Genomic DNA, 25,278 nt, shown 5'->3' with positions numbered 1-25,278 from the left:
CGGCATCCTGCTCCCCACGGGAGTGCTGGGGGAAGGGTGCCGCTTTCCGGGCCCGCTCATTCGGCGCATCTCGCACGCCTAGACTGTCAGTGATGCGACGCGCTCGCACGGCGCATCCGACCCCTCGATTCTATAGGGTCCGCATGACGGGCGGGCCGGGCTCCGCCGGCATCCGATCCGCAGGCGGATCCGAGACCACCATGCGGCGGCGCAAGCGCGCCGACAGGAGACGATCACCCGACATGTCCGCGAACGAGCCGGCGACGGCCGCCCCCACCCTGTGGCAGCGATTCCGCAACTGGCTCCCGGACCACGTGGATCGCCGCGTGCGCGTGGCCGCGTGGATCTCGCTCGTCCTCGAGATCGCGATCGTCGGCAGCGGCGGTGCCGTCCGCCTCACCGGTTCCGGGCTCGGCTTCGAATGGCCGCTGTGCACGCCGGATTCGCTGTTCCCCACCGCAGAGCAGAGCTATCACAGCCTGATCGAGTTCGGGAACCGCGCGCTGTCCTTCTTCGTGGGGCTGGCCGTGGTCGTGCTGATCGTGCTCATCTCCCGCCTGCGCCGGCAGCGGCGCGAGCTGTGGACCATGGCCTGGATCGTGTTCGGCGGAGTGCTCCTGCAGGGCATCGTCGGCGGCATCCTGGTCATCTTCGATCTGCGCCCGAACCTGGTGTCGTTCCACTACATCGTCTCGCTGGTGCTGGTCGCCGTCTCGGCCGCCTTCGTGGCGCGGATGCGGCAGCCCGTGGGTCCGCGGGAACGCGTCGTGCCGCGCTGGTTCGGGATCGTGACGCACGTCGCGTCGGTGGTGCTGGCACTGACGGTCGTGGTCGGGGTCCTCACGACCGGGGCCGGGCCGCACTCCGGCGATCCGGCGGTCACCCTGCGCAACGGCTTCGATGCGACCCTGCTGGAGCACGTGCATTCGTGGCCCGCCTACGCGCTGTTCGCGCTCACCGTGGTCCTCGTGATCGGCGCCGAGCTGATCCGTCCGCGCGTGCCCGCCCTGCGCCGCTGGACGATCGCGCTGCTGGTGATCGAGCTCGCACAGATCGCCGTCGGGCTCTACCAGGCGCGCAACGCCCTGCCGCCGCTGGCGGTCGGAGTGCACATGGTGCTGGCGGCGATCGCCGTCGCGACGATGACCGCCCTCATCTTCCAGCTCAAGCGGCCGGTGGCGATCCAACCGGCCGCCTGACGGGACCACCCGCCGGCTCATAGCTCGCTCATCGGCGGCGCACACGCGTCTGCCATGCCGGCGCGAGAGGATCGGGGACACCGCGGTCGCCTCGTCCCGAGGATGCAGCACCGCTCCCCCACCCCCAAGGAGAATCCACGTATGTCCGCACGTCCCCGTCTTGTCCGCAGCATCCCGTTCTGGTTCCTTGTGGCGGGCTCGCTCGCCGCTGTCGCCGTCGGCGGCTGGCTGGTCCTGGAGAAGCTGACCACGATGATCGTGGGCCTGGACGCGAACAGCGCGACCGCTGCCGACGTGTACGGCGGACAGTCGTGGATCGTCGTCGGCGCGGCGTTGGCGGTCGCCGGACTGGTCGGCCTGGTGACCGTGCTGGCGCTGGCCGTGCTGCGCTCCTTCGTGCCTGCCACCGCGACCGCCGCGGATGCCGAGGCCGCGGATCCGATCGTCGATGCGAGCGGCGACGCCCCGGCCGAGGGCGAGCCGCGGGCCGTCGACGGACCCGCCGAGTCCGAGGCCGAGCCGGTCACCGCCCGCTAGGGCGAGTTGCTGAACCCGCCGGGGCATTGCGGTGAGATGGATGCCGGAGTGGTAGTGGGGCGCGGTGTTGTCTGAGCACACTGCGATGCCGCGCTGCTGCTCGAGCTTGGTGAAGCATCGCTCGACGAGGTGCCGCCCGCGCTAGGGCGTGTCTCCCAATAGGCGTTGCCAGGTGAGGATGGCGCAGAGGGTGACGCCGGCGCGGTAGGTGATTGCGAGTTTGTCGTAGCGGGTGGCGATGCCGCGCCATTGCTTGGCGAGGGCGAAGAATCGTTCGACGACGTTGCGGCCCTTGTATGCCTCGGCATCGAGCGCGGGCGGGCGACCACCGTGGCGGCCGCGGCGTTTGCGCGCTGCGGCTTGGTCGCGCTTGTCGGGAATGACCGCCTTGATCGCCCGCCGCCGCAGTTCGCCGCGGATCACGCCGGTTGCGTACGCGCGATCGGCGAGCACCGCGTCGGGGCGGGTGCGTGGCCTGCCACGGCCGAGTCGGGGAACGTGGATCTGGGCGAGCACCTCGATCAGCATCGCGCCGTCGTTGCGCTGCCCGCCGGTAACGATCATGCCCAACGGTCGGCCGTGCCCGTCGACGGCCTGATGGATCTTCGTGGTCAGGCCGCCGCGGGAGCGGCCGATGCCGTGACCGGGCGGCTCAATCTCCTGCCAGGGCAGATTCTTGTGATTCGATCCCGCCCCCTGTGTCCTGCTCGGGGCGGGTGGTGTTCGTCGCGTGCTGATGTGCGCGGGCGATCGTGGCATCGATCGAGACTGCCCAGTCGATCTTGCCGGCCGCGTCGGCCTCCGCGAGGATCTGCGTCAGCACGCGATCCCACGTGCCGTCGCCGGCATAGCGGCGGTGCCGTTTCCACACCGTCTGCCACGGACCGAACTCATCGCGGGGCAGGTCACGCCACGGGATCCCGGTGCGGAACCGATACGCGATCCCCTCGACGATCCGCCGGCTGTCTCCGAACGGGTGCCCACGCCGGCCTGAGTTCGAGGGCAGCAATGGCTCGATCCGCGCCCACTGCTTGTCCGTGAACACCCGATACCGCGACCCCGTCGACCTCACCCAGCCAGCATCCCGCGAGCCTCACCAAACATATGGGAGACACGCCCTAGCGGGTTCACTGCGTGTCGCCGAAATCGATGGGTCGCCCCTCTTGCAGCCCACCCGTTGGAGCTCGTGTGCGTCGGTCACCGGAGCGCGCTGATGATAGCCAGCGCCGCCGCGGTGCCGTGCTCTGCCCGCATCCGCCGCGCCGCCGCATCGACCGGGTCGCGGTATTGCGGCGCCGCGTCGAGTGCCATTCCGATGCGCGCTGCGGTCGCCCGGCCTTGCGCCACGGGGCGGGGCGCGAGTCCGCGTCGATGCAGCATCGCGGCCCAGAACGGCTGGTCGGCGATGAATGGGATGACGACGGACACCGTGCCCGCCCGTGTCGCGGCCTGCACGGTCCCGACTCCGCCGTGGTGCACGGCAACGGCGGCGTGCGGCAGCACGAGGTTGTGAGGCGCGGAGCGCACCACGAGCACGTCGTCGCCACGCAGTTCAGGGGCGATCTCGATGCCGCCGAGTCCCGTCGCGACGAACAGGCGCTGCCCACGGGCGCGCGCAGCGTCGACGAGGGCGCGTCCGCGCGCGGCCGGGTTGCCCGACACCATGGAGCCGAACCCGGCGTAGACGAACGAACCACCGGCAATGAACGCTGCGACATTCGGTTCGAGAGCCGTGCCTGAATCGGAGCCGACCCAGGCTCCGGTGAGGTGCACGCTGACCGGCCAGTCCTCGGGTCGCTCCAGCAGTGCGGGGCTGATCGGCATCAGCGTGGCCGTCGGCGGCGGCATCCGGTCGCTACGCGGCACGCCAAGCAGGCGGGCCGCCTCGTCGAGGGCGACGCCGAACATCGACGACGCGGCCGAGGCGGCGAGGTAGGTGAGTCTATTGAGCGGTCCGAGATCCGCGGTGACCGTGCCCGCCGCCGGGAATGCCCGCGTCGGCGTGACCGCCGGCACCATCTCGACGCGCACGTGCGGGATGCCGAGCGAGGCGGCGATAAGCGGCGCCGAGAGGACCTTGGGGTGCGCCACGATCATGTCCGGCTGGAACACAAGCGCCGCACGCGCGGCACCCACGATGACGCCACGCATGATCGGCTTTACCACCGTGCGGTAGTTGCGCAACGCTGCGCCGAATGAGACTCCCTGGTCCTCGATCATGGCGGAATAGTCGACGCCGAGGCTGATGAGGCTGATGCCGTCCGTCGCGACGCCCGAATTGTCGGGGGCGGCGACTCGCACCTGATGCCCCGCCGCTTTGGCTGCCCGCGCGAGCGTGACGAACGGCTCGACATCGCCGCGTGATCCGGCTGTGACGAGCAGCAACCTCACGAGCGGCCGCCGACCGCGGCCGCCGCGTTGAGGAGCGCGTCATTCACAAGCAACCCTGCTCCGCTGCTGGCTCAGAACGGCAGCAGGGTCGGCGGCGACCGCCAGGAAGAGCAGCGTCAAGTAGGTGATCGACGCGTGGAACACGCGCATCGGCTTCGGGTCCTGCCCGCGGACGGCGCGGTTGTACAGCAGGTGCGACTCCCAGACGAACCAGCCGCCGAACGCCACCGCCGACACGGTGTAGACCAGGCCCATCTGCGCGATCGGGATCAGCAGCAGAGAGCAGATGACCGTCGCCCAGGCGAACAGGATGACCTGGAGGCCGACCTGCGCGCCGGCGCGGGTGGCGCCCAGCATCGGGACGTGCACGTCCTCGTAGTCGTCCTTGTACTTCATCGACAGCGGCCAGTAGTGCGGCGGAGTCCACAGGAACACCACCGCGAACAGCACGAACGGCGCCCAGTCCAGCGTGCCGGTCACGGCGGTCCAGCCGATCAGCACGGGGAAGCAGCCGGCGATCCCGCCCCAGACGATGTTCTGCTCGGTGCGGCGCTTGAGCAGCATCGTGTAGATCACGACGTAGAAGAAGATCGCGACCGCCGACAGCACTGCCGCCAGCCAGTTGGTGGTCAGCCAGAGCCAGATCGTGGAGACGACCGCCAGCGTCCAGGAGAAGATCAGTGCGCCGCGCGGCGAGACCTCGCCGGTGACCAGCGGGCGATTCTCGGTGCGATGCATGTGCACGTCGATGTCGCGGTCCAGATACATGTTGAACGATGCCGCCGAGCCGGCCGACATCGCGCCGCCGAGCACCGTGGTCAGCACCAGCCAGAGATCGGGCAGCCCGCCCTGCGCCAGGAACATGACCGGCACCGTGGTGACCAGCAGCAGCTCCATCACCCGGGGCTTGGTGAGCTGGAAGTAGCCGCGCACGGTGCGTCCGAGCGTCCGCGGACGGCGGGGAGAAGCTGACGGCACCGGAATGGCGCGGGACGTCGTGGTGATGGCGATCGCCTCCTGAAAAGCCGCCGCGGGAACCTCACAAGTCTATGGCATGCGGCCGGGTCGGCGGCCGACGTCACGCCTTGTCACGAACAGCGATGCGACGCAGCGTCGATGGGTATGCTGAAAGCAGACGCGCGCCCTGCGCCGAATCCCTGCCGTGGCGACGTTCTCGCTCACCGGTCGCCGGGCGCCCCTACCTGTTGAAAGGCGGCCCCGTGTCGGAACTGCGTTGGGAAGAGATCGATGAGCGTGCAGTGGACACCGTGCGTGTCCTCGCCGCCGATGCGGTGCAGAAGGTGGGCAACGGCCACCCGGGCACCGCGATGAGCCTGGCGCCGGCCGCCTATCTGCTCTACCAGCGCGTCATGCGCCATGACCCGGCCGACACGCACTGGATCGGGCGCGACCGCTTCGTCCTGTCCTGCGGCCACTCCTCGCTCACCCAGTACATCCAGCTGTTCCTGGGCGGCTTCGGCCTCGAGCTGGAAGACCTGGAATCGCTGCGCACCTGGGGGTCGCTGACCCCGGGGCACCCCGAGTACCGGCACACCAAGGGCGTGGAGATCACCACCGGTCCGCTCGGCCAGGGCCTGTCCTCGGCGGTCGGGTTCGCGTACGCCGCACGCTACGAGCGCGGGCTGTTCGACCCGGATGCCGCGGCCGGCACCTCGCCGTTCGACCACTTCGTCTACGTCATCGCCTCGGACGGCGACCTGCAGGAGGGCGTGACCAGCGAGGCGTCGTCGCTGGCCGGGCACCAGCAGCTGGGCAACCTGGTGGTGATCTACGACGCCAACCAGATCTCGATCGAGGACGACACGAACGTGGCGTTCACCGAGGACGTCGCCGCCCGGTACGAGGCCTACGGCTGGCACGTGCAGACGGTGGACTGGAAGAAGACCGGCCAGTACGTCGAGGACGTGCACGAGCTTGCACGCGGCCATCGAGGCGGCGAAGGGCGAGAGCGATCGCCCGTCCATCATCGTGCTGAAGACGATCATCGGCTGGCCGAGCCCGGGCAAGCAGAACACCGGCAAGATCCACGGCTCGGCCCTCGGCGCCGATGAGGTCGCCGCCACCAAGAAGGTGCTCGGCTTCGACCCCGAGCGCAGCTTCGACCTGCCCGACGGCGTGCTGGACCACACCCGCGAACTCGGCGAGCGCGGCGCGGCCGCGCACCGGGAGTGGCAGGAGTCGTTCGACGCATGGGCGTCGGCCAATCCCGAGCGCAAGGCGCTGCTGGACCGCCTCGAGGCGCACGAGCTGCCGGCGGACATCGCCTCCGTGCTGCCCGTGTTCGAGGCCGGCACGGATGTCTCCACCCGCGCCGCCTCCGGAAAGGTGATCAACGCCCTCGCCGGCGCGCTGCCCGAGCTGTGGGGCGGCTCGGCCGACCTCGCCGAGTCGAACAACACCACCATCACCGACGGCGGATCGTTCAACCCGGCCGAATGGTCCACGCATGAGTGGACCGCGAACCCGCACGGCCGGGTGCTGCACTTCGGCATCCGCGAGCACGCGATGGCCGCCATCCTGAACGGCATCACGCTGCACGGGCCGACCCGCGCCTTCGGCGGCACGTTCCTGATCTTCTCGGACTACATGCGCCCGGCCGTCCGCCTGGCCGCGCTGATGGACATCCCGTCGACGTTCGTGTGGACGCACGACTCGGTGGCCCTCGGCGAGGACGGCCCCACGCACCAGCCAATCGAGCAGCTCGCCGCGCTGCGGGCGATCCCGAACCTCACCGTGGTCCGCCCCGCCGACGCGAACGAGACCGCGCACGCGTGGCTCGAGATCCTGCGCCGGCACGGCGGCCCGGCCGGCATCGCGCTGACCCGCCAGAACGTGCCCACGTTCGAGCGCGGCGAGGGCGAGGCATCGGGTGAGGTGCTCGCGTCGGCGGCCCACACGGCCCGGGGCGCCTACATCCTGGCCGAGGCGGCCGGCGGCGCGCCGGATGTCATCATCATCGGCACCGGCTCCGAGGTGCAGCTGGCGATCGCTGCCCGCGAGCGGCTGCAGGCCGAGGGCGTGGCGGTGCGGGTCGTGTCCGCTCCGTCGCTGGAGTGGTTCGCCGAGCAGGACGCGGCGTACCGCGAGAGCGTGCTGCCCTCGACGGTCACCGCGCGGGTGTCGATCGAGGCCGGCATCGCGCTGACCTGGCGCGGAATCGTCGGCGACCGCGGGCGCTCGGTCTCCATCGAGCACTTCGGCGCATCCGCCGACTACAAGACCCTGTTCGAGAAGTTCGGCATCACCGCCGACGCCGTCGTCGAGGCGGCACGCGAGACCATCAAGGAGAACGCATGACCACTCCCACCCAGCAGCTGTCCGACCAGGGCGTCAGCATCTGGCTCGACGACCTCGCCCGCCGCCGCATCACCACCGGCAACCTGGCTGACCTGATCGTCAACCGCAATGTCGTCGGCATCACCACCAACCCGACGATCTTCGCGAACGCCATCAGCCACGGCGAGGGCTATCAGGAGCAGATCGCCCAGCTCGCCGCCGACGGCGCGTCTGCCGATGAGGCGATCTTCCAGATCACCACCACCGACGTGCGCGACGCCTGCGGGATCATGCGGCCGGTGTACGACGCGACCGACGGGACGGACGGGCGCGTGTCGATCGAGGTCTCGCCCGAGGTCGCGCACGACACCGCCGCCACCATCGCGCAGGCCGCGCAGCTGGCGCAGGCCGTCGACCGGCCGAACGCCTACATCAAGATCCCCGCCACCAAGGCCGGCCTCGAGGCGATCACGCAGACGATCGCCGCCGGCATCTCGGTGAACGTGACCCTGATCTTCTCGCTCGCCCGCTACGCCGAGGTCATCGACGCCTACCTGGCCGGTCTCGAGCAGGCGCGGGCGGCCGGCCGCGACCTGTCGCAGATCTTCTCGGTCGCGTCGTTCTTCGTGTCCCGCGTGGACACCGAGGTCGACAAGCGGCTCGCCGCCATCGGCACGGATGCCGCGGCCGCCCTGCGCTCGAAGGCGGGGATCGCGAACGCCCGTCTGGCCTACGAGCTGTTCGAGCAGACGTTCGCCGGCGATCGGGCCACGGCGCTCGCTGCAGGCCGGGGCTCGTCTGCAGCGTCCGCTGTGGGCCTCGACCGGGGTCAAGGACCCGGCCCTGCCGGACACGCTGTACGTCACCGAGCTGGTCGCGCCCGGCACCGTGAACACGATGCCGGAGAAGACGCTCGAGGCGGTGTACGACCACGGAGTGATCGGCGGCGACGCCGTCACCGTCAACTACGCGGACGCGCACGGCGTGATCGACGGCCTCGCCTCGGTCGGCGTCGACTTCGACGACGTCACCCAGGTCCTGGAGGACGAGGGCGTGGAGAAGTTCGTCGTGTCCTGGCACGAACTGCAGGACACCGTCTCGCAGGCGCTGTCGGACGCGCAGGACGACGCGCGGTGAGTTTCGACATCCGCGTCAGCGGGCACGTCAAGGCGGTCGTCGACGAGACCCTGACCGAGCTCGTCGGCAGCCTCGTCGCCTCCGGCATCACCGCACAGGACCCCACGCTGTGGGGCGCGGACGCCGAGGCCGAGGCATCCCGTCGCCTCGGCTGGGTGCAGGCGGTCTCGGTCTCGCGCCCGCTGGTCGACGAGATCGCCGGTCTGCGGGCCGAGCACCGCGCCAAGGGACTGACCCGCGTGGTGCTGGCCGGCATGGGCGGCTCGTCGCTGGCGCCCGAGCTCATCGCCCGCACGGCCGCGGTCCCCCTGACGATCCTGGATGCGACCGCGCCCGGGCAGGTGCTGGCCGCGCTGGACGGGGACGACCAGGGCACGCTGGCCCAGACGGTGCTGGTGGTCTCGTCCAAGTCCGGGACCACGGTGGAGACGGATGCCGCGCAGCGGGCGTTCGAGGCGGCGTTCCGCGACCTCGGGATCGACCCCGCCGAGCGCATCGTGGTGGTCACCGATCCCGACTCGCCGCTGGACCGCTCGGCGACCGCGAACGGGTACCGGGTCTTCCGCGCCGACCCGACCGTCGGCGGCCGCTACTCGGCCCTGACCGCGTTCGGGCTCGTCCCGGCGGGCCTTGCCGGCGCCGACCTGGGCGAGCTGCTGGACGAGGCCGACGCGACCCTGCTGGAGGTCGCGATCGACAGCCCGGAGAATCCGGCGCTGGTCCTGGCGGCCGCCATCGCAGGCGGCTCGCCGCGGCGCGACAAGCTCGGGCTGATCTCGGACGGCACGCACATCGAGGGGCTGGAGGACTGGATCGAGGCAGCTGCTGGCCGAGTCCACCGGAAAGGACGGCACCGGCATCCTGCCCGTCGTCCTGCTGTCGGTCTCGCCCGAGCTGGACACGCGGCCGGACGACCTGCAGATCCTGCGTCTGGTCGACGAGGCCGACGAGTTCCACCTGTTCGACCGCCATGAGGGCGAGATCCTGGTCAGCGGGTCGCTCGGCGGCCAGTTCGTGGTGTGGGAGTTCGCCACCGCCGTGGCGGGGCGGATGCTGGGGATCGATCCGTTCGACCAGCCCGATGTGGAATCCGCCAAGGCCGCGACCCGGGCGCTGCTGGAGCGCCGCCCGGCACCGTCCGCCCCGGCGTTCGTTGTCGACGGCGTCGAGGTGCGGGTCACCGATCCCGCGCTGGCGGCATCGGGCACGATCGCGGGGGTGCTGGACGCGCTGTGGTCCCGGCTCGGCCCGGACGGCTATGTGGCGGTGCAGGCATACGTCGACCGCCTGCGTCTGCCCGAGCTTGCGCGGACTGCGCGAGATGGTCGCGGCCGATTCGGGCCGCCCCGCCACCTTCGGCTGGGGACCGCGCTTCCTGCACTCCACCGGGCAGTACCACAAGGGCGGTCCGGCCACCGGCGTGTTCCTGCAGATCACCGAGCGCACCGAGGTCGACGTGCAGATCCCGGGCCGCCCGTTCACGTTCGGACAGCTCATCGCCGCACAGGCCGCGGGCGATGCCTCCGTGCTCGCCGCGCACGGGCGACCGGTGGTCACCCTCACCCTGACCGATCCGCAGGCCGAGGTGCTCTCGCTCTTCGAAGCCGCCCAATAGGAGGCCACCGATCCATGACCGTGGAGATCACGCGGGACCACAATCCGCTGCGCGACCCGGATGATCGCCGTCTGCACCGCATCGCCGGCCCCAGCGCGCTGGTGATCTTCGGCGTCACCGGCGATCTGTCCCGCAAGAAGCTGATGCCGGCCGTCTACGACCTGGCCAACCGCGGCCTGCTGCCGCCGGGGTTCGCCCTCGTCGGCTTCGCCCGCCGCGACTGGGAGGATCAGGACTTCGCCCGCGTCGTGTACGACGCCGTGAAGGCGAACGCGCGGACGGAGTTCCGCGAGGAGACCTGGAAGGCTGCTGGCCGGGATCCGGTTCGTGTCCGGCGAGTTCGACGACCCGGATGCGTTCCGGCGCCTGCGCGAGACCGTCGAGAAGCTGGACGTGGAGCGCGGCACGATGGGCAACCACGCGTACTACCTGTCGATCCCGCCGCGCGCGTTCGCCGTGGTCGCCGAGCAGCTGAAGAGCTCGGGCCTGGTCGATGACACCGCCGATCAGCCCGACCGCTGGCGACGTGTGGTGATCGAGAAGCCGTTCGGGCACGATCTGGCCTCGGCCCGCGAGCTGAACAGCGCGCTCGCAGCGCCTTCCCGGCCGACTCGATCTTCCGCATCGACCACTACCTGGGCAAGGAGACGGTCCAGAACATCCTGGCGCTGCGCTTCGCCAACGAGCTGTACGAGCCCATCTGGAACCGCAACTACGTCGACCACGTGCAGATCACGATGGCCGAGGACATCGGCGTGGGCGGCCGTGCCGGCTACTACGACGGCATCGGCGCGGCGCGCGACGTCATCCAGAACCACCTGCTCCAGCTGCTCGCGCTGACCGCGATGGAGGAGCCCATCTCGTTCAACGCCCGCGACCTGCGGACCGAGAAGGAGAAGGTCCTGGCGGCCGTCACCCTCCCCGACGACCTGTCCCTGGCCACCGCCCGCGGCCAGTATGGCGGCGGCTGGCAGGGCGGCGAGCAGGTCCGCAGCTTCCTCGAGGAGGAGGGGATGGACCCGCAGTCCACCACCGAGACCTACGCGGCCATCAAGGTCGGCATCAACACCCGGCGCTGGGCGGACGTGCCGTTCTACCTGCGCACCGGCAAGCGCCTGGGACGCCGCGTCACCGAGATCGCGGTCGTGTTCAAGCGGGCCCCCGAGCACCTGTTCAGCCGCAACCAGACCTCCGGCCTGGGGCAGAACGCGCTGGTGATCCGGGTGCAAGCCGGATGAGGGGGTCACCATCCGCTTCGGTTCGAAGGTGCCCGGTGCGGGCACCCAGGTGCGCGACGTGACGATGGACTTCGGCTACGGGCACGCCTTCACCGAGGCCAGCCCCGAGGCGTACGAGCGGCTCATCCTGGATGTGCTGCTGGGCGACCCGCCGCTGTTCCCCCGGCACGAGGAGGTCGAGTTCAGCTGGAAGATCCTCGACCCGATCGAGGAGTACTGGGCCGCGCAGACGGGTCCGCTCGAGCAGTACACGCCGGGCGGCTGGGGTCCGCGCTCGGCCGACGACCTGCTCACCCGCGACGGCCGCACCTGGAGGCGCCCATGATCATCGATCTGCCCGACACCACCGTCAGCAAGATCGCCAAGTCGCTGGTCAGCGTCCGCGAAGAGGGCGGTGCGGTGGCCCTCGGCCGCGTGCTGACCCTCATCATCCTCATCCGGCACGGCGCCGAAGAGGAGGTCATCGAGGCCGCCAACGACGCCTCGCGCGAGCATCCGATGCGGGTGATCGTGCTCATGAGCGATCCGCATGCGCCGGATGCCGATGCCGAACCGCGGCTGGATGCCGAGATCCGCGTCGGCGGCGACGCCGGCGCCAGCGAGGTGATCGTGCTGCGCGCGTACGGCGCCGCCGGCAACAACTCGGAGAGCCTGGTCACCGGGCTGCTGCCGGACGCGCCCGTGGTCGCCTGGTGGCCGCGCGAGACCCCCAAGCAGCCGTCGAGATCCTCGATCGGCCGGATCGCGCAGCGCCGCATCACGGATGCGGCGACCCAGCCGGATCCGGCGGGGTGGGTCGCGGGACTCGGCGGGCACTACGCGCCCGGCGACACCGACTTCGCGTGGACCCGCGTCACCTACTGGCGCGAGCAGCTCGCCGCGGTGCTCGATCAGCCGCCGTACGAGCCGGTCACCGCGGTCGAGGTGCGCGGCGCGGCCGACTCGCCCTCGACGGCCTTCCTGGCCGCCTGGCTGCGCCTGGCCCTGGACGTGCCCGTCGACTGGGAGTATCTGGGTCCCGAGGAGTGGGTCGGCGGCATCAAGTCGGTCCGGCTGGTCCGGCCCGGCGGCGACACCCTGCTGGAGCGCCCCGAGCCGGGTGTGGCGGTGCTGACCCAGCCGGGGCAAGCCCTCGCACGAGCTGGCGTTCCCCCGGCGGACCCTGCGCGAGTGCCTGGCCGAGGAGCTCGCAGCCTCGATCCGGACCTGCTGTATGGTCGTGTCATCACCGAGGGGTGGAGCCTGCTCCGGCAGGCCGACGGCGGGGAGGACCATGTCTGACAGCGGGGCGGACAAGCGGGTGGTGGTCCGGACCGATCCGGACGACCTCGCCGCGGCGGTGGCCCGGCGTTTCGTCGACCGGGTCGCCAAGCGCTCCCGCGCCGGCAAGACCGTGCACGTCTCCCTCACCGGGGGTGGCATGGGAACGGCCGTCCTGGCGGCTGTCGCCGCACACCCCGAGCGGGATGCGGTCGACTGGTCGCGGGTGCACTTCTGGTGGAGCGACGAGCGGTTCGTGCCGGCGCGCTCCGCCGACCGCAACGACCGCGGCGCCGACGAGGCGCTCCTGGATCAGCTGGCGCTGCCGGCCGGCAACATCCACCGGATGGCCGCGAGCGACCAGGGGCTGGAGCTGGATGCCGGTGCCGAGGCGTACGCCGCCGAGCTGGCCGCCTACGGCCCCACCGCGACCGCCGCGACCGGGATGCTCACCGGCCCCTGGCCCTCGTTCGACATCTGCTTCCTCGGCGTCGGACCGGACGGGCACATCGCGTCGCTGTTCCCCGATCGCCCGGAGATCCGGATCACCGACCGCACCGCGGTGGCGGTGCGCGACTCCCCCAAGCCCCCGCCGGAGCGGATCACGCTGACCCGGCCGGTGATCAACTCGTCCAAGCGGGTGTGGCTGGTGCTGGCCGGCGCCGACAAGGCGTCGGCCCTGGGCCTGGCCCTGGCCGGAGCCAGCTATCACAGCGTCCCGGCAGCGGGCGAAGGGTCGCCGACGCACCATCTTCTTCGTCGACGAGGCGGCCGCCGCCACGGTGCCGCCCGAGCTGATCGACGGCTCCTACTGACGGCCTCGCGCCCACAGGCGGGGCTCGCGCGCCGGGCTACTGTCCGCGGCGCTCGCGCAGCTTGCTTGAGCGCGTCATCGAGGAGCGCTTCGGCCTCTTCGTCGGTGCGCCGCTCCTTGACGTAGGCGAGGTGGGTCTTGTACGGCTCGGCCTTGGTCATCGCCGGCGGGTTGGCCTTGTCGCGGCCGGCGGGCAGACCGGAGTGCGGCGAGTCGATGGTGTCGGGGATCTCCTCCTCGGGGATCCCGGCGGCGAAGTACCGGACCGTCTCGTTGCCCAGTCCGTCCCAATACGACACCGCGACGCGCTCGGCGTGGTAGCCGTGGTCCTGCTCGCCCATCGGCCCTGCGCCCACTCGGGTCCCGCGAATAGCACTCCCACCGGCAGCCATGTCAGATCCCCTGCAGTTTCGTGATCAGGCCCAGCGCCACGATCGCCACGAACCAGGCGAGGGCGAGGACGACGGTGAAGCGGTTCAGGTTGCGCTCGGCGAGGCCGGACGATCCCAGCGAAGAGCTCATCCCGCCGCCGAACATGTCGGACAGACCGCCGCCGCGGCCCTTGTGCAGCAGGATCAGCAGCGTCAGCAGGAGGCTCGTGATGCCGAGCACCACCTGCAGGACGAACTCGAGGATTTCCACGCTTCAGGCCTTTCGCCGCGACCGGGCGGTCGCACAGACGTCAAGTATACGGGAGGGGGTCCGCCGGGCCGGTCGGCCCGGCGGATGTCACACCCCGACGTGCTTCTGGTACCGCACGATCGCGGCGAACTCGTCCACGACCAGGCTCGCGCCGCCGACGAGGGCGCCGTCCACATCCGGCTCGCGCATGAAGCCGGCGATGTTGCCGGACTTCACCGATCCGCCGTACAGGATCCGGGTGCGGTCGGCGGCGTCGCCGCCGATCGCCGCGGCGGTCACCTCGCGCAGCTTGGCGCACACGTCCTGCGCCTGCTCCGGAGTGGCGGCCTGACCCGAGCCGATCGCCCAGACCGGCTCGTACGCCACCACGATGTCGGCACCGGCGGCCACGCCGTTCAGTGCGGCCGTCAGCTGTCGGACCGGCACGGCGCTGGCGCCGTGCTCCTCCAGGTCCTCGGCGGTCTCGCCCACGCAGATCACCGGCACAAGACCGTGCCGCAGCGCGGCCTGGACCTTCGCGGCCACGACCTCGTCGCTCTCGTGGTGGTAGGCGCGCCGCTCGGAGTGGCCGATGATGACGTACCGGCAGTCCAGCTTGGCCAGGAACTGTCCGGACACCTCACCCGTGTAGGCGCCGGAGTCGTGCGCGGACAGGTCCTGCGCCCCCAGCGAGAACGGGATCTTGTCGGCGTCCAGCAGCGTCTGCACGGTGCGGATGTCGGTGAACGGCGGGAAGACGGCCAGTTCGACCGTGCCGGCCTCGTGCTTGGCGTCCTTCAGCGCCCAGTGCAGCTTCTGCACCAAGGCGACCGCCTGCAGATGGTCGAGGTTCATCTTCCAGTTGCCGGCGATCAGCGGCAGCCGGCGGCCGTTGGTGGTCACTGCGCCCATCCGAGCACCTCCAGTCCGGGCAGTGGTTTGCCCTCCAGGAATTCCAGGCTGGCGCCGCCGCCGGTCGAGATGTGCCCGAACCGGTCGTCGGCGAAGCCGAGCTGTCGCACCGCCGCGGCGGAGTCTCCCCGCCGACGACGGACAGCCCGTCGACCTCGGTGAGCGCCTGCGCGATGGTCTTGGTGCCGGCGGCGAACGCCGGCATCTCGAACACGCCCATCGGCCCGTTCCAGAAGACCGTCGTGCGCTGCGGATGGCATCGGCGAACTGCTCGGCGGTCCGCGGGCCGATGTCCAGCCCCAGCCCGTCGGCGCCGAACGGGGTGTCCTCGAGCGCGTCCGCGTCGGCCACGACGTGATCGGCGTCCGCGGCGAAGGATGCCGCGACCACCGCGTCGACCGGGAGCACGAGTTCGATCCCGCGTTCCTGGGCCGTGGCGATGTAGCGGCGCACGGTGTCCAGCTGGTCTGTCTCCAGCAGGCTCTTGCCGACCTTGTGGCCCTGGGCGGCCAGGAACGTGAACATCATCCCCCCGCCGACCAGCAGCTTGTCCACCCGTGGCAGGAGGTGCTCGATGACGCCCAGCTTGTCGCTGACCTTCGAGCCGCCCAGCACGACGGCATACGGTCGCTCGGGCCGTTCGGTCAGGCGGTCCAGCACGTCCACCTCGGCGGCGATGAGCAGCCCGGCCGCGGACGGGAGCAGCTCGGCCAGCTCGTAGACGCTGGCCTGCTTGCGGTGCACGACGCCGAAGCCGTCCGAGACGAGCGCGTCGCCGAGTTCGGCCAGGCGGCCGGCGAACTCCCGGCGCCCGGCGTCGTCCTTCGCGGTCTCGCCCGGGTCGAAGCGCAGGTTCTCCAGCACCGCCACGTCGCCGTCGGCGAGAGCGGCGACCGCCTCGTGCGCGGACTCGCCGACGGTGTCGCGGGCGAACGCGACCGGCTTGCCGAGCAGCTCGGACAGCCGCTGGGCGACCGGGGCGAGGCTGAACGCGGGATCCGGGGCGCCGTCGGGGCGCCCGAGGTGGGAGCAGACGACGACGCGGGCGCCCTGGTTGATGAGGGCGTTGAGAGTGGGCAGCGACGCACGCACGCGGCCATCGTCCGAGATGACCCCGTCCCGCAGGGGGACGTTCAGGTCACAGCGGACGATGACGCGCGTGCCTGCGAGCGAACCCCCTGCGCGCGCCGGAAGGGTGTCGAGGGTGCGCAGCGGCATGACGACTCAGAGACGCTCGGCGACGTACTCGGTCAGGTCGACCAGGCGGTTGGAGTAGCCCCACTCGTTGTCGTACCAGCCGGACACCTTCACCAGGTTGCCGCTGACGTTCGTCAGCTCGGCGTCGAACACCGAGGAGTGCGGGTTGAGCTGGATGTCGCTGGAGACGATCGGGTCCTCGGTGTACTGCAGGTACCCCTTCAGACGCCCGTCTGCGGCGGCGGTCCGGTAGGCGGCGTTGACCTCGTCGACGGTCAGGCCCTCGCGGTCGGTGACGATGGTCAGGTCGACGATCGATCCGGTGGGCACCGGCACGCGGTACGACGAGCCGCTGAGCTTGCCGTTCAGCTCCGGCAGGACCAGGCCGATCGCCTTGGCGGCGCCGGTGGAGGCGGGGACGATGTTGATGGCGGCGGCGCGTGCGCGACGCAGGTCGCTGTGCGGGCCGTCCTGCAGGTTCTGGTCGGCGGTGTACGCGTGAGCGGTCATCATGAAGCCGCGCTCGATGCCGAACGCGTCGTTGAACACCTTCGCCAGCGGGGCGAGGCAGTTCGTGGTGCAGGACGCGTTGGACAGGATGTTCATCGTGGCCGCGTCGTAGGTGTCCTCGTTCACGCCCATCACGAACGTGCCGTCCACATCCGTGCCCGGCGCCGAGATGATGACCTTCTTCGCACCGCCGGCGATGTGCTTGCCGGCATCCGCGGCCTTCGTGAAGCGGCCGGTGGACTCGATCACGATGTCCACGCCCAGCTCGCCCCACGGCAGGTTCGCGGGGTCGCGCTCCTCGTAGACCTTGATGGTCTTGCCGCCGACGGTGATCGCGTCGCCGTCGAAGCTCACGTCCTGGCCGAGCGGACCGCCGACGGAGTCGTACTTCAGCAGGTGCGCGAGCGTCTTGTTGTCCGTGAGGTCGTTGACCGCGACGATGTCGAGGTCAGCTCCCTGCGCGAGCGCTGCGCGGAGGAAATTGCGTCCGATGCGGCCGAAGCCGTTGATCCCGATCTTGACGGTCACGGAATGTCTCCCAGATGTGTTGAGCGCGAGTGCGCTGATTCTTCACGGACGGACGACGGCGTCCCAGCGGTCATCCCGCCGGGACGCCGCACTTGGCTATGACAGTACCAGCAGGCCCGCCGTCTTCTCGCGTGCGGCCTCGAACCGAGCCGCGACGTTCTCCCAGTTCGCGATGTTCCAGACCGCCTTGACGTAATCGGCCTTCACGTTCAGGTAGTCCAGGTAGAACGCGTGCTCCCACATGTCCAGCTGGAACAGCGGGATCGTGCCCTGGGCGGTGTTTCCCTGCTGGTCGAACAGCTGCTGGATGATCAGCTGCGCGCCGATCGGGTCCCAGCTGAGCACGGCCCAGCCGGAGCCCTGGATGCCGGTCGCGGCGGCGGTGAAGTGCGCCTGGAACTTGTCGAATCCGCCGAAGAACTCGTCGATGGCCGCCTTCAGCTCGCCCTCCGGCTGGCCGCCGCCGTTCGGCGACAGGTTGGTCCAGAAGATCGAGTGGTTGACGTGACCGCCGAGGTTGAACGCGAGGTCCTTCTCGAAGCGGTTGACGTTGGCCAGGTCGCCGGAGTCGCGGGCCTCGGCGAGCTTGTCCAGCGCGGTGTTGGCTCCGGTCACGTACGCCTGGTGGTGCTTGTCGTGGTGGAGCTGCATGATCTTGCCGCTGATGTGCGGCTCCAGCGCGGCGTAGTCGTAGGGCAGGTCGGGCAGCGTGTACTTCGCCATGTTCTCTTCTTCCTGTCGGCGTCGCGCCGATGCGGAAGCGGTGTCGCTCCCTGACGCGGCGAGGGTGACAACTTCATCCTACTGAGCGGCAACGCACACGGCGGGCCGTTGCTTCCCCGATCACCGCGGGTTCACGCGGGGTTCAGTCCTCTGCGCCGGCGGGGACGGATGCCTCGGTCCCCGGGATCCCCTCGGTGTCGGCCTTCTTGTCCGCCATCGCCAGAAGCCGCCGGATCCGGCCGGCCACGGCATCCTTCGTCAGCGGCGGATCGGCGTGGTGGCCCAGCTCGTCCAGGCTCGCGTCGCGGTGCGCCAGCCGCAGCCGCCCCGCCTGCTGCAGATGCTCGGGGACGTCGTCGCCGAGGATCTCCAGGGCGCGCTCCACGCGGGCGCAGGCGGCGACCGCGGCCTGTGCGGAGCGACGCAGATTCGCGTCGTCGAAATTGACCAGCCGGTTCACGCCGGCGCGCACCTCACGGCGGGCGCGCAGCTGATCCCACGCGGCCGCCGCCCGCGGCGCCCCCATCGCTGCCAGCGCGACGCGGATCGCCTCGCCGTCGCGCACCACGACCCTCGGCACCCCGCGCACCTCACGCGCCTTGGCGGCCACCCCGAGCCGGTGCGCGGCGCCGACCAGCGCCATCGCCGCCTCGGACGACGGGCAGGCGATCTCCAGCGCCGCCGAGCGGCCCGGGTCGCTCAGGCTGCCCGAGGCCAGGAAGGCCCCCCGCCACACGGCGGCCAGGTCGGGGCGCGATCCGGTGGTGAGCTTGTTCGGCAGGCCGCGCACCGCGCGCCGACGCTGGTCGAGCAGCCCGGTCTGACGGGCCAGCGTCTCGCCGGCCTCGATCACCCGGACGGCGAACCGGGCGCCCGAGGGCGACCCGGATCCCTGCACCTGCACGAGCTCGGGCCGCACGCCGTACAGGTCGACGAGTTCGCGCGCCGTCCGCCGGGCCAGCAGCTCGGAGTCGACCTCGGCCTCGACCGCGACCCGGTTGGCGATCGAATGCAGTCCCCCGGAGAACCGCAGCAGAGTGGTCAGCTCGGCCACCCGCGCGGTGGGTCGCGGATCCCGCAGAGCGATCAGCTCGGCCTTCACATCGGCTGTCAGCGGCACGGTACTCCTCGAGGCGGCGATCGATACATCGGGACGGCCACCCAGCCTACCGGGCTACTCCCGGCCCAGATCCCGGTGCTGCACGCGGACGGCGACGCCGGGAACCTCGGCCAGCCGCTCGCTGAGCGCCCCGGCCATCACGACCGATCGGTGCTTGCCCCCGGTGCAAGCCGATGGCCACGACGCTGTGCCGCTTGTTCTCCCGCTGGTAGCCGGCCAGCACGGGCACCAGGACCGCGGTGTAGGCGTCCAGGAACTCGGATGCCCCCTCCTGGGCCAGCACGAAGTCCCGGACCCGCTCGTCCTCGCCGGTGAGGGCCCGCAGCTCGTCCTCCCAGTACGGATTGGGCAGGAACCGCATGTCGACCACCATGTCGGCGTCCACCGGCAGGCCGTACTTGAATCCGAAGCTGAGGATCGTGAGCGAGTGGCGGGCGGTCCCGCGTTCGCTGAACAGCTCGACCACGTGGGTGGCCAGCTGATGGATGTTCAGATCGGTGGTGTCGATCACCACGTCCGCGCTGGAGCGGATGGAGGCCAGCCGCTCCCGCTCGCGGCGGATGCCGTCCACGATCGTGCCGTCGCCCTGCAGCGGATGCGGTCGGCGCACCGCCTCGTAGCGGCGCACCAGCACATCGTCGGAGGCGTCCAGGAACACCACCCGCAGCTGCTCCCGCGCACCGCGCAGGGCCCGGGTGACCTCGGGCAGGTCGGTGAACAGGCTGCCGCCGCGCACGTCGACGACGGCGGCCACCCGCGGGAGCGCACTGGCGGCGAGCCCGGACAGGTCCAGCAGGGGCTTGAGCATCTGCGGCGGCAGGTTGTCGACCACGTACCAGCCCATGTCCTCGAGCGCGTTGGCGACGGTCGATCTGCCGGCGCCGGACATGCCCGTGACGATCAGGATCTCGCTGCCCGCGCGATCGCCGCCATCCGCCATCATTCCCCCGTCGCTGTCCCAGTCCACCCTACCGAGGCCCGCGCGGTCTGCGCGAGGTGCACGTGCACCGCCTCGGCCAGTGTCGGCCCGATGCCGGGGAGCTGGGTGATCTCGTCCGGCGTGGCCGTGCGCAGGGCCGCGACCGAGCCGAAATGGCGGAGCAGGGCGCGGATGCGTGCCGGTCCGAGGCCGGGCACCTCGGCCAGCACGGTGGTGATGTCGCGCTTGCGGCGCGCGCGCTGATGCGTGATGGCGAAGCGGTGCGCCTCGTCGCGCAGCCGCTCGAGCAGGTAGAGCGCCTCGGAGGTGCGCGGCAGGATCACCGGGTAGTCCTGTTCCGGCAGCCACACCTCCTCGAGCCGCTTGGCGATGCCGCACAGCGCGATCTCGGAGTGTCCGGACGCGGCCAGGGCGCGCGCGGCCGCCGCGACCTGCGGCTGCCCGCCGTCCACCACCAGCAGCTGCGGCGGGTACGAGAACCGCCGCTTCTTGCCATCGGCGACGGCGTCCTCCTGCTCGCGCGGGTCGTCCAGCCGCGCCAGCCGCCGGGTCAGCACCTGGTTCATCGAATCGGTGTCGTCGGTGGTCTCGGCGACCGTGAACGAACGGTACTGGTCCTTGCGGGGCAGGCCGTCCTCGAACACCACCATCGAGGCGACCACGTTCGTGCCGGCCAGGTGGGAGATGTCGTAGCACTCGATGCGCAGCGGCGCCTCGGCCAGGCCGAGCGCCTCCTGCAGATCGGTGAGCGCCTGCGTGCGGGCGACGTAGTCGCTGGTGCGGCGGGTCTTGTGCAGCATCAGCGCCTGCCGGGCGTTCAGGGTGGCCGTCTTCATCAGCTCGGCCTTGCGGCCCGCTGCGCGACCGAGATCGCCACGTTCCGACCCCGCCTTCCGCGCAGCCAGGCCTCCAGATCGGCGGCGTCGTCGGGCAGGTGCGGCACCAGGATCTGCCGCGGGATGTCGGCGGCCGCGGCATCCCCGTAGACCCGCTGCAGCACCTGGTCGACCAGCTCGCCGCCGGCGATGTCCAGCTCCTTCTCGATCGTGGTCGCCCGCACCCCGCGCACCCGCCCGCCGCGGACGACGAAGTGCTGCACGGCGGCGGACAGCTCGTCCTCGGCGATGCCGAACAGATCGGCGTCCATGTCCGGCGCCAGCACGAGCGCGCTGCGGCTGAGGACCGCGTCGATCGACTGCAGCTTGTCTCGGTACTCGGCGGCGGCCTCGTAGTCCAGCGCGGCGGCGGATTCCCGCATCCGGCGCGTGAGCTCGGTACGGAACCGCTCGTCGCCGCCGGAGAGGAACGCGACGAAGTCGTCCACGATCGCGCGGTGCTCCTCGATCGTGACCTTCATCGAGCACGGCCCACCGCACCGCCCGATCTGACCGGGGAAGCACGGCCGCCCGGTGGCCATCGCCTTCTTGTACGACGCATCGCTGCAGGTGCGGATCGGGAACACCTTGATCATCAGGTCGATCGTGTCGTGCACCGCCCACACCTTCGGGTACGGGCCGAAGTACTTGGCGCCCTTGATCCGGTGGTTGCGGGTCACGATCACCCGCGGCGCCTCGTCCGCGAGCGTGACGGCCAGGTAGGGGTAGGACTTGTCGTCCTTGTACCGCACGTTGAACGGCGGCTTGTACTCCTGGATCCACATGAACTCCAGCTCGAGCGCCTCCACGTCGCTGCCGACGACGGTCCACTCGACGGATGCCGCCGTGGTGACCATGCGGCGGGTGCGCTCGTGCAGGGTGTGCAGCGGCGCGAAGTAGTTCGACAGGCGCGCGCGCAGGCTCTTCGCCTTGCCGACGTAGAGGATGCGGCCGTCGCGGTCGCGGAACCGGTACACCCCGGGGTCGGTCGGGATCTCCCCCTGCTTCGGCTTGTACGGGAGCTGGTCGGCCATCCGCGCTCAGCCCGCCTTGCGCTGGGATCCGGCCGGGTCGAGGATCTCGGAGAGGAAGGCGCCGGTGTACGAGCCGTCGGCACGGGCGACCCGCTCGGGCGTCCCGGTGGCCACGATCGTGCCGCCGCCGGAGCCGCCCTCGGGACCCAGGTCGATGATCCAGTCCGCGGACTTGATCACGTCCAGGTTGTGCTCGATGACGATCACCGTGTTGCCCTTGTCGACGAGCCCGTTGAGCACCTCGAGCAGCCGCTGCACATCCTCGAAGTGCAGGCCGGTGGTCGGCTCGTCCAGCACGTACACCGACCGGCCGTTGGACCGGCGCTCGAGCTCGGTGGCCAGCTTGACGCGCTTGCGCCTCGCCGCCGGACAGGGTGGTGGCCGACTGACCGAGACGGACGTAGCCCAACCCGACGTCGACCAGCGTCTTCATGTAGCGGTGGATCGCCTGGATCGGCTCGAAGAACCCGGCCGCCTCGGAGATCGGCATCTCGAGCACCTCGGCGATGTTCTTGCCCTTGTAGTGCACGGTGAGGGTGTCGCGGTTGTACCGCTTGCCGTGGCACACCTCGCAGTCGACGTACACGTCGGGCAGGAAGTTCATCTCGATCTTGATGGTGCCGTCGCCGGAGCAGGCCTCGCAGCGGCCGCCCTTGACGTTGAAGCTGAACCGGCCGGGGCGGTAGCCGCGCGCCTTCGCCTCCGGCGTCTCGCTGAACAGGGTCCGGATGCGGTCGAACACCCCGGTGTAGGTGGCGGGGTTGGACCGCGGGGTGCGCCCGATCGGCGCCTGGTCGACGTGCACGACCTTGTCGAGGTTGTCCAGTCCGGTCACCCGGGTGTGCTTGCCCGGCACCGTGCGCGCGCCGTTGAGCCGGCCCGCGAGGACCTGGTACAGGATGTCGTTGACCAGCGACGACTTGCCCGAGCCGCTGACCCCGGTCACCGCGGTCATCACGCCGAGCGGAAAGTCGACGCTCACGTTCTGCAGGTTGTTCTCGCGCGCGCCCACCACCGACAGCTGGCGCTTCTTGTCGATCTTGCGGCGCCGGGTCGGCGTCGGGATCTCGCGTCGCCCGGACAGGTAGTCGGCGGTCAGCGACGCGCGCTCCTGCAGGAGTGAATCCAGCGGGCCGGAGTGCACCACGGTGCCGCCGTCGACGCCGGCGCGCGGACCGATGTCGACGACCCAGTCGGCGGCGTGGATGGTCTCTTCGTCGTGCTCGACGACGATGAGCGTGTTGCCCAGGTCGCGGAGCGTGAGCAGGGTCTCGATGAGCCGCCGGTTGTCGCGCTGATGCAGCCCGATGGACGGTTCGTCCAGCACGTACAGCACTCCGGTCAGGCCGGAGCCGATCTGGGTGGCCAGCCTGATGCGCTGGGCCTCGCCGCCGGACAGCGAGCCGGCCGAGCGCCCCAGGTTGAGGTAGTTCAGCCCGACCTGGATGAGGAACTCCAGGCGCAAGCCGGATCTCGCGCAGCACCTGGGCCGCGATCTTCGCCTCGCGGGCGGTCAGCTCGAGCGTGGCGAAGTAGTCGTGCGCCTCGGCCAGGCTCATCCGGGAGGCCTCGGCGATGGAGTGGCCGTGGACCTTCACCGCGAGCACCTCGGGCTTGAGCCGGTCGCCGTTGCAGACCGCGCACGGCACCTCGCGGAGGAACTCTGCCCAGCGCTGGCGCTGGGTGTCGGACTCGGCCTGCAGGTACTGCCGCTCGATGTACGGGACCACGCCCTCGAAGCCCGAGGTGTAGCGCATCTCGCGCCCGTAGCGGTTCTTCCACCGCACCGTCACCTTGAAGTTCTCGCCGTGCAGCACGGCGTCCTTCACCCGCTGCGGAAGCATCCGCCACGGGGTGTCCAGGGAGAAGTCGAGGTCGTCCGCGAGCCCCTCCAGCAGGCGCTCGTAGTACTGGAACAGCCCCTTGCCCTGGGTCGTCCACGGGATCACGACGCCTTCGCGCAGCGACAGCTCGTCGTCGCCGAGCATGAGGTCGACATCCACCGACATCCGCGTGCCCAGGCCGGAACATGTGGGGCAGGCGCCGAACGGCGCGTTGAACGAGAACGTGCGCGGCTCGATCTCGGTCAGCTGCAACGGGTGGCCGTTGGGGCAGGCCAGCTTCTCGGAGAAGCTCTGCCAGGCGGCATCCCCCTCTTCGTCGACGAAGTTGACCTGCATGATCCCGTCGGCCAGGCCCAGCGCGGTCTCGACCGAGTCGGTGACCCGGCTGAGGATGTCGGGGCCGGCCACGAGCCGGTCGACGACCACCGCGATGTCGTGCTTGTAGCTCTTCTTCAGCGCGGGCGCCTCGGCCAGCTGGACGAGTTCGCCGTCGACCACGGCGCGGGCGTAGCCCTTGGCGCCGAGCTCTTTGAACAGGTCGACGAACTCGCCCTTCTTCTGCGTGACCACCGGCGCCACGATCTGATAGCGGGTGCGTGCGGGCATCTCCATCAGCTGGTCGGCGATCTGCTGCACCGTCTGCCGCTGGATCACCTCGCCGCACTCGGGGCAGTGCGGGATGCCGACGCGTGCCCACAGCAGGCGCATGTAGTCGTGGATCTCGGTGATGGTGCCCACCGTCGAGCGCGGGTTGCGGTTGGTCGACTTCTGGTCGATCGAGACGGCCGGGCTCAGCCCCTCGATGAAGTCGACGTCGGGCCGGTCCACCTGCCCCAGGAACTGGCGGGCGTAGGCGCTCAGCGACTCGACGTACCGGCGCTGTCCTTCGGCGAAGATCGTGTCGAACGCGAGGCTGGACTTTCCGGATCCGGACAGGCCGGTGAACACCACGAGCGCGTCGCGGGGGATGTCCAGGTCGACGTTGCGCAGATTGTGGACGCGCGCGCCGCGGACGCTGAGCTTTCCCGAGGTGTGGGCAGGGCTGGCGACAGGGATGATGGGCACCGGTCAAGTCTATTTGCGGCCTCCGACACCGGCCGCGACGTGCTCTGCGCTCCCCGCGAACGGCACCGGATCGAGCTCCCCTGGTCAGCGACGCGCGGCGAGCACGCGCAGCACGACCACCACCGCGACCGCGCAGACCGCGGTCGCCAGCACGACCGCCGCGGGCGGCAGCGCGTCGCGCACGGGCGCCTGCGCCAGCACCAGGCCCGCGAACAGCACCGGCTGGGCGACGACCTGCACCACCAGGTATCGGCGGGCGGGGTGCGCCAGCACCCGCAGGCGCACCCGGCCGAGCGCAGGCAGCGCGAGGTTCAGTCCGCCGAGCACGTGCAGCGCGTGCACCAGCGCCAGCACCAGGTAGGGCCGGACGTCGGCGGGCGCAAGCCGGGTGCATCAGCGGGACCAGCGCGATCACCAGGGC

Annotated in this window: 12 protein-coding genes and 10 pseudogenes; 8 read left to right on the top strand and 14 right to left on the bottom strand. The window is 70.7% G+C overall.

The window, feature by feature from the left end; genetic code table 11:
• Positions 1–242 precede the first annotated feature (242 nt).
• Both L2X98_RS18085 and L2X98_RS18080 read left to right on the top strand, forming a co-directional pair.
• Positions 243–1,199 carry a COX15/CtaA family protein gene (locus L2X98_RS18085; RefSeq protein WP_259611796.1) on the top strand — a complete coding sequence of 319 codons (957 nt, stop codon included), beginning with the start codon at positions 243–245 and terminating at the stop codon, positions 1,197–1,199.
• Between the two features lie 141 nt (positions 1,200–1,340).
• Positions 1,341–1,736: a dinucleotide-utilizing enzyme gene (locus L2X98_RS18080; protein WP_259611795.1), complete on the top strand. Its 396-nt coding sequence runs from the start codon at positions 1,341–1,343 to the stop codon at positions 1,734–1,736.
• A 141-nt stretch (positions 1,737–1,877) separates the two neighbouring features.
• On the opposite strand, the gene L2X98_RS18075 is transcribed toward L2X98_RS18080, so the two are convergent.
• The 3 genes from L2X98_RS18075 to L2X98_RS18065 all read right to left on the bottom strand — a co-directional run bounded on the left by L2X98_RS18075 (position 1,878) and on the right by L2X98_RS18065 (position 5,111).
• Positions 1,878–2,808, bottom strand: a protein-coding gene (locus tag L2X98_RS18075; RefSeq protein WP_259611794.1) for an IS5 family transposase whose coding sequence is annotated in 2 segments (ribosomal slippage) — positions 1,878–2,432 and positions 2,434–2,808 — 930 coding nt in all. Because the reading frame shifts where the segments join, the coding sequence is not laid out codon by codon here.
• Positions 2,809–2,933: 125 nt separating this feature from the next.
• Positions 2,934–4,121, bottom strand: coding sequence for a glycosyltransferase (locus L2X98_RS18070; protein ID WP_259611793.1), 1,188 nt, complete (start codon positions 4,119–4,121; stop codon positions 2,934–2,936).
• A 45-nt stretch (positions 4,122–4,166) separates the two neighbouring features.
• Entirely contained in the window at positions 4,167–5,111 is a 945-nt protein-coding gene (locus L2X98_RS18065) for a heme o synthase (RefSeq protein WP_259613381.1), read from the bottom strand.
• Between the two features lie 236 nt (positions 5,112–5,347).
• Here L2X98_RS18065 and tkt point away from each other — a divergent pair.
• From tkt to pgl, 6 genes and pseudogenes are all read left to right on the top strand, one after another.
• Positions 5,348–7,445: pseudogene (tkt, locus tag L2X98_RS18060) on the top strand (transketolase).
• Positions 7,442–8,561: pseudogene (gene tal, locus L2X98_RS18055) on the top strand (transaldolase). Before tkt ends, tal begins: the two co-directional pseudogenes overlap by 4 nt.
• A pseudogene (locus tag L2X98_RS18050) lies at positions 8,558–10,176 on the top strand (phosphoglucose isomerase-related protein). Before tal ends, L2X98_RS18050 begins: the two co-directional pseudogenes overlap by 4 nt.
• Positions 10,177–10,190: 14 nt before the next feature.
• Positions 10,191–11,739: pseudogene (gene zwf, locus L2X98_RS18045) on the top strand (glucose-6-phosphate dehydrogenase).
• The gene (locus L2X98_RS18040) at positions 11,736–12,695 is read left to right on the top strand and encodes a glucose-6-phosphate dehydrogenase assembly protein OpcA (RefSeq protein WP_259611792.1); all 960 of its coding nucleotides are present in this window, start codon (positions 11,736–11,738) and stop codon (positions 12,693–12,695) included. The pseudogene zwf and the gene L2X98_RS18040 overlap by 4 nt, the downstream one beginning before the upstream one ends.
• Positions 12,688–13,489: pseudogene (gene pgl, locus L2X98_RS18035) on the top strand (6-phosphogluconolactonase). Before L2X98_RS18040 ends, pgl begins: the two are co-directional and overlap by 8 nt.
• A gap of 36 nt (positions 13,490–13,525) precedes the next feature.
• On the opposite strand, the pseudogene L2X98_RS18030 reads toward pgl, so the two are convergent.
• The 11 genes and pseudogenes from L2X98_RS18030 to L2X98_RS17980 all read right to left on the bottom strand — a co-directional run bounded on the left by L2X98_RS18030 (position 13,526) and on the right by L2X98_RS17980 (position 25,211).
• Positions 13,526–13,880, bottom strand: a pseudogene (locus L2X98_RS18030) (RNA polymerase-binding protein RbpA).
• A 1-nt stretch (position 13,881) separates the two neighbouring features.
• Positions 13,882–14,130 carry a preprotein translocase subunit SecG gene (secG, locus tag L2X98_RS18025; protein WP_259611791.1) on the bottom strand — a complete coding sequence of 83 codons (249 nt, stop codon included), beginning with the start codon at positions 14,128–14,130 and terminating at the stop codon, positions 13,882–13,884.
• A gap of 87 nt (positions 14,131–14,217) precedes the next feature.
• Positions 14,218–15,021 carry a triose-phosphate isomerase gene (gene tpiA, locus L2X98_RS18020; protein ID WP_259611790.1) on the bottom strand — a complete coding sequence of 268 codons (804 nt, stop codon included), beginning with the start codon at positions 15,019–15,021 and terminating at the stop codon, positions 14,218–14,220.
• Positions 15,009–16,239: pseudogene (locus L2X98_RS18015) on the bottom strand (phosphoglycerate kinase). Before L2X98_RS18015 ends, tpiA begins: the two are co-directional and overlap by 13 nt.
• A gap of 6 nt (positions 16,240–16,245) precedes the next feature.
• The gene (gene gap / locus L2X98_RS18010; RefSeq protein ID WP_259611789.1) at positions 16,246–17,256 is read right to left on the bottom strand and encodes a type I glyceraldehyde-3-phosphate dehydrogenase; all 1,011 of its coding nucleotides are present in this window, start codon (positions 17,254–17,256) and stop codon (positions 16,246–16,248) included.
• A gap of 96 nt (positions 17,257–17,352) precedes the next feature.
• Positions 17,353–17,979, bottom strand: coding sequence for a superoxide dismutase (locus L2X98_RS18005; protein ID WP_259611788.1), 627 nt, complete (start codon positions 17,977–17,979; stop codon positions 17,353–17,355).
• 142 nt (positions 17,980–18,121) lie between these two features.
• Complete coding sequence (gene whiA, locus L2X98_RS18000) at positions 18,122–19,099, bottom strand: DNA-binding protein WhiA (RefSeq protein ID WP_259611787.1); 978 nt, start codon at positions 19,097–19,099, stop codon at positions 18,122–18,124.
• A gap of 54 nt (positions 19,100–19,153) precedes the next feature.
• Positions 19,154–20,039: pseudogene (gene rapZ, locus L2X98_RS17995) on the bottom strand (RNase adapter RapZ).
• A pseudogene (uvrC, locus tag L2X98_RS17990) lies at positions 20,039–21,948 on the bottom strand (excinuclease ABC subunit UvrC). Before uvrC ends, rapZ begins: the two co-directional pseudogenes overlap by 1 nt.
• Before the next feature lie 6 nt (positions 21,949–21,954).
• A pseudogene (gene uvrA / locus L2X98_RS17985) lies at positions 21,955–24,857 on the bottom strand (excinuclease ABC subunit UvrA).
• Between the two features lie 84 nt (positions 24,858–24,941).
• Positions 24,942–25,211, bottom strand: coding sequence for a hypothetical protein (locus L2X98_RS17980; RefSeq protein ID WP_259611786.1), 270 nt, complete (start codon positions 25,209–25,211; stop codon positions 24,942–24,944).
• Positions 25,212–25,278 lie beyond the last annotated feature (67 nt).

It is taken from the genome of Microbacterium elymi, assembly GCF_021582895.2.
GTDB lineage: Bacteria > Actinomycetota > Actinomycetes > Actinomycetales > Microbacteriaceae > Microbacterium > Microbacterium humicola.
The sequence above is the reverse complement of the archived record's forward strand: the minus strand, read 5'-3'. Positions and strand labels throughout refer to the sequence as shown.

Bases quoted from the DNA above. Each gene is read 5' to 3' on its own strand.
- L2X98_RS18085 (WP_259611796.1), top strand. From the start codon at position 243: ATGTCCGCGAACGAGCCGGCGACGGCCGCCCCCACCCTGTGGCAGCGA.
- L2X98_RS18080 (WP_259611795.1), top strand. From the start codon at position 1,341: ATGTCCGCACGTCCCCGTCTTGTCCGCAGCATCCCGTTCTGGTTCCTT.
- L2X98_RS18040 (WP_259611792.1), top strand. From the start codon at position 11,736: ATGATCATCGATCTGCCCGACACCACCGTCAGCAAGATCGCCAAGTCG.
- tpiA (WP_259611790.1), bottom strand. From the start codon at position 15,021: ATGGGCGCAGTGACCACCAACGGCCGCCGGCTGCCGCTGATCGCCGGC.
- L2X98_RS18005 (WP_259611788.1), bottom strand. From the start codon at position 17,979: ATGGCGAAGTACACGCTGCCCGACCTGCCCTACGACTACGCCGCGCTG.